Origin of the sequence: Nonomuraea lactucae (assembly GCF_003313395.1) — a bacterium.
Classification (GTDB): Bacteria; Actinomycetota; Actinomycetes; order Streptosporangiales; family Streptosporangiaceae; genus Nonomuraea; species Nonomuraea lactucae.
Map to the genome: position 1 here is coordinate 1 of NZ_QNFZ01000648.1, position 2,754 is coordinate 2,754.

Sequence of the window (2,754 nt, forward strand, 5' to 3'; positions counted from 1 at the left end):
CGCCTCGTCGGCGTGCTCGCCGCCGACGCAGACGGCGTCGGCCCCCGCCGCGATGGCGCGGGCGGCGGCGCCGCCGATGCCGTACGCCGCCGAGACGGCGGCCATCTCGATGCCGTCAGTGATGATCATGCCCTCGAAGCCGAGCTCCTCGCGGAGCAGGGCGGTGAGGATCTTGGGGCTGAGCGTGGCGGGCAGGCCGGGGTCGTACGACGGCACCAGCAGGTGACCCGTCATGATCGACTTCGCCCCTTCCTTGATCGCCTCGCGGAAGGGGTGGAGGGCGTCCTCGATGCCGTCCACCGCCATCACCGGCACGCCGTGGTGGGAGTCGACCGAGGTGTCGCCGTGGCCGGGGAAGTGCTTGACACAGGCGGCCACACCGGCGCCCTGGAGACCGCGGACGAACGCCCTGGTGTGCCGGGCGACCAGCGCCGGGTCGGCGCCGAAGGCGCGCAGGCCGATGACGGGGTTGTCCGGGTTGGAGTTCACGTCGGCCGAAGGCGCGAAGTCGATCGTGATCCCGGCCGCCGCCAGCTCGCCGCCGAGGTCCCTGGCCAGCGCCTCGGTCAGCGTGACGTCATCCACCATGCCGAGCGCGTAGCCCCCAGGACGGCTGCTGCCCGTGGCCACCTCCAGCCGGGTGACCTCGCCGGACTCCTCGTCGGTGCCGACCAGCACCGCGGGGTTCTCGGCCCGCAGGGCGGCCGTGAGCCGGGCCACCTGTGCGGGGTCGGCGATGTTGCGGGAGAACAGGACCACACCGGCCAGTCCCTCACCGAGCCGGCGACGGACCCAGTCGGGGGGCGCCTTTCCCTCGAAGCCTGGCATGAGGACGGCGTCGGCAAGGCGAAGCAGGTCACCGCTGATGGGCATGACCCGCAATCTAATAGGAAAGTTTCCTATTTGCTAGAGGCATTTTCTGACGTCAACACGCTCCCGTCGGCAACAGAATCGGCAACCGTGTGGGACCGCCGCCCCCCTGCGGTCCACGAAGTCCACGCCGCGGAAGGTGACGCGGAGGTCCGCCGGCCCCGCCGTGCCGACCAGGTAGCCGCGGCGCCCGTCGACGAGCTTCTCGCAGCAAGCGCTTGGTCGCACGCGGAACGCCGGATGAGCAGCGCGAGTTCAGTGAACAAGCGATTGTGAATGGGCTCATAATGGAGGGCGTGACAACGCGTAAGAGCCCGGGCTCCACCACGGCCACGCCGGCGAAGCGCCAACGCGCGACCTCATCGGGGTCGGCCTCCGAGCGCCGGGACCACCTCGTCAAGCTCGCCGCGGAGATCTTCGCGCGCAAGGGCTTCCAGGCCACGACCGTGCGCGAGATCGCCACCGAGGCGGGCATCCTCTCCGGGAGCCTCTACCACCACTTCGACTCCAAGGAGACGATCGTCGACGAGGTGCTCTCCACCTTCCTCGATGATCTCATCGCGCGCTACCGCGCCGCGCTCGAGTCCGGATCCGACCCGCGCACCGTGCTGTCGGAGATGGTGCGCATCGGCTTCGGCACGCTGGAGCCGCACCGCGCCGCGATCACCGTCATGCAGAACGACTGGAACTACCTGCGTCAGTTCGAGCGGTTCAACTACCTGGTCAAGGCCGAGGACGAGGTCGAGCAGATCTGGGTGTCACAGATCAAGGCGGGCCAGGCGGCCGGGCAGTTCCGCTCCGACGTCGACCCCAAGCTGACCTACCGGATGATCCGCGACACGATCTGGGTGGCGGTGCGCTGGTTCCGCCCAGGGGGGCGGCTCAACACGGCCGGGCTGGCCGAGCACTACATCACCGTGCTCTTCGACGGCCTGGCGACGGGCGAGCGGACCAGCCAGCGGAAATGAGCCTCGGCAAGGCGGTGCGCGAGGCGCTGCGGGAGGCGGCGGAGCCCGGCAAGGCCGCCACGATGCAGGCCTACATGAAGTCCACGATGCCGTTCCTCGGCGTCCAGGCGGTCCCGCGCAGGGCCGCGCTCAGGCGGGTGTTCGCCGACCACCGCATCGCCACCGCGCCCGAGTGGCGGCGGGCGGTGCTGGAGCTGTGGCGCGAGGCCGAATACCGCGAGGAGCGCTACGCGGCGATCGAGCTGACCGGCTACCACCACTACCGGGAGTTCCAGACCCTCTACACGGTGCCCATGTACGAGGAGATGATCGTCACCGGCGCCTGGTGGGATCTGGTCGACGAGCTGGCGACACACCGGATCGGCGGCCTGCTCACGGCCTTCCCCGACTCGATGCGGCCGCTCATGCTGGAGTGGGCGCACGACGGCGACCTGTGGAAGCGCCGCACCTCGATCCTTTGCCAGAACCGGTTCAAGGAGCGCACCGACACCGCGCTGCTCTACGCCTGCATCGAGCCGAGCCTGTCCGACAACGACTTCTTCGCCCGCAAGGCGATCGGCTGGGCGCTGCGCGAGTACGCCAGGACCAACCCGGGCGAGGTCGTCCGCTACGTGCGGGCGAAGGGCATCTCCGGGCTGAGCCGCCGCGAGGCGCTGAAGAACCTCTCGGGCGGCTGAGCCCGCTCACCTGGTCCACAAGGCGTCCTGCACGGCCTGCACCAGCGCCAGCAGCTCCGGTGTGACGCGCTCCTTCGACCAGGCCAGCGCGTACGTGATGCGCAGGTCGCCCGCGTCCAGCGGCACGAACCTGACGTCGTCGCGGCGTACGGCCCTGACCAGGAGCTGGGGCGCGGGCAGCAGGCCCGCGCCGGCGGCCACCAGGTCGAGCGCGGCGGCGAAGTCGTCGTCGGCCGCCG

The 2,754-nt window shown here is 70.4% G+C and carries 4 protein-coding genes; 2 read left to right on the forward strand and 2 right to left on the reverse strand.

Annotated elements, in window-relative coordinates; genetic code table 11:
- On the reverse strand, positions 1 to 873 hold an 873-nt coding region (locus tag DQW85_RS24775), incomplete at its 3' end, for a glycoside hydrolase family 3 N-terminal domain-containing protein (protein ID WP_275888255.1).
- Positions 874 to 1,166: 293 nt separating this feature from the next.
- Here DQW85_RS24775 and DQW85_RS24780 point away from each other — a divergent pair.
- Together DQW85_RS24780 and DQW85_RS24785 are read left to right on the forward strand one after the other, a co-directional pair.
- On the forward strand, positions 1,167 to 1,838 hold the full coding sequence (locus DQW85_RS24780; protein ID WP_113702409.1) for a TetR/AcrR family transcriptional regulator: 672 nt from the start codon (positions 1,167 to 1,169) through the stop codon (positions 1,836 to 1,838).
- Positions 1,835 to 2,515 carry a DNA alkylation repair protein gene (locus DQW85_RS24785; RefSeq protein ID WP_113702408.1) on the forward strand — a complete coding sequence of 227 codons (681 nt, stop codon included), beginning with the start codon at positions 1,835 to 1,837 and terminating at the stop codon, positions 2,513 to 2,515. Before DQW85_RS24780 ends, DQW85_RS24785 begins: the two co-directional genes overlap by 4 nt.
- A 6-nt stretch (positions 2,516 to 2,521) precedes the next feature.
- Here DQW85_RS24785 and DQW85_RS24790 read toward each other — a convergent pair.
- A partial coding sequence (locus DQW85_RS24790) for a LysR substrate-binding domain-containing protein (RefSeq protein WP_240197404.1) occupies positions 2,522 to 2,754 on the reverse strand: 233 nt, incomplete at its 5' end.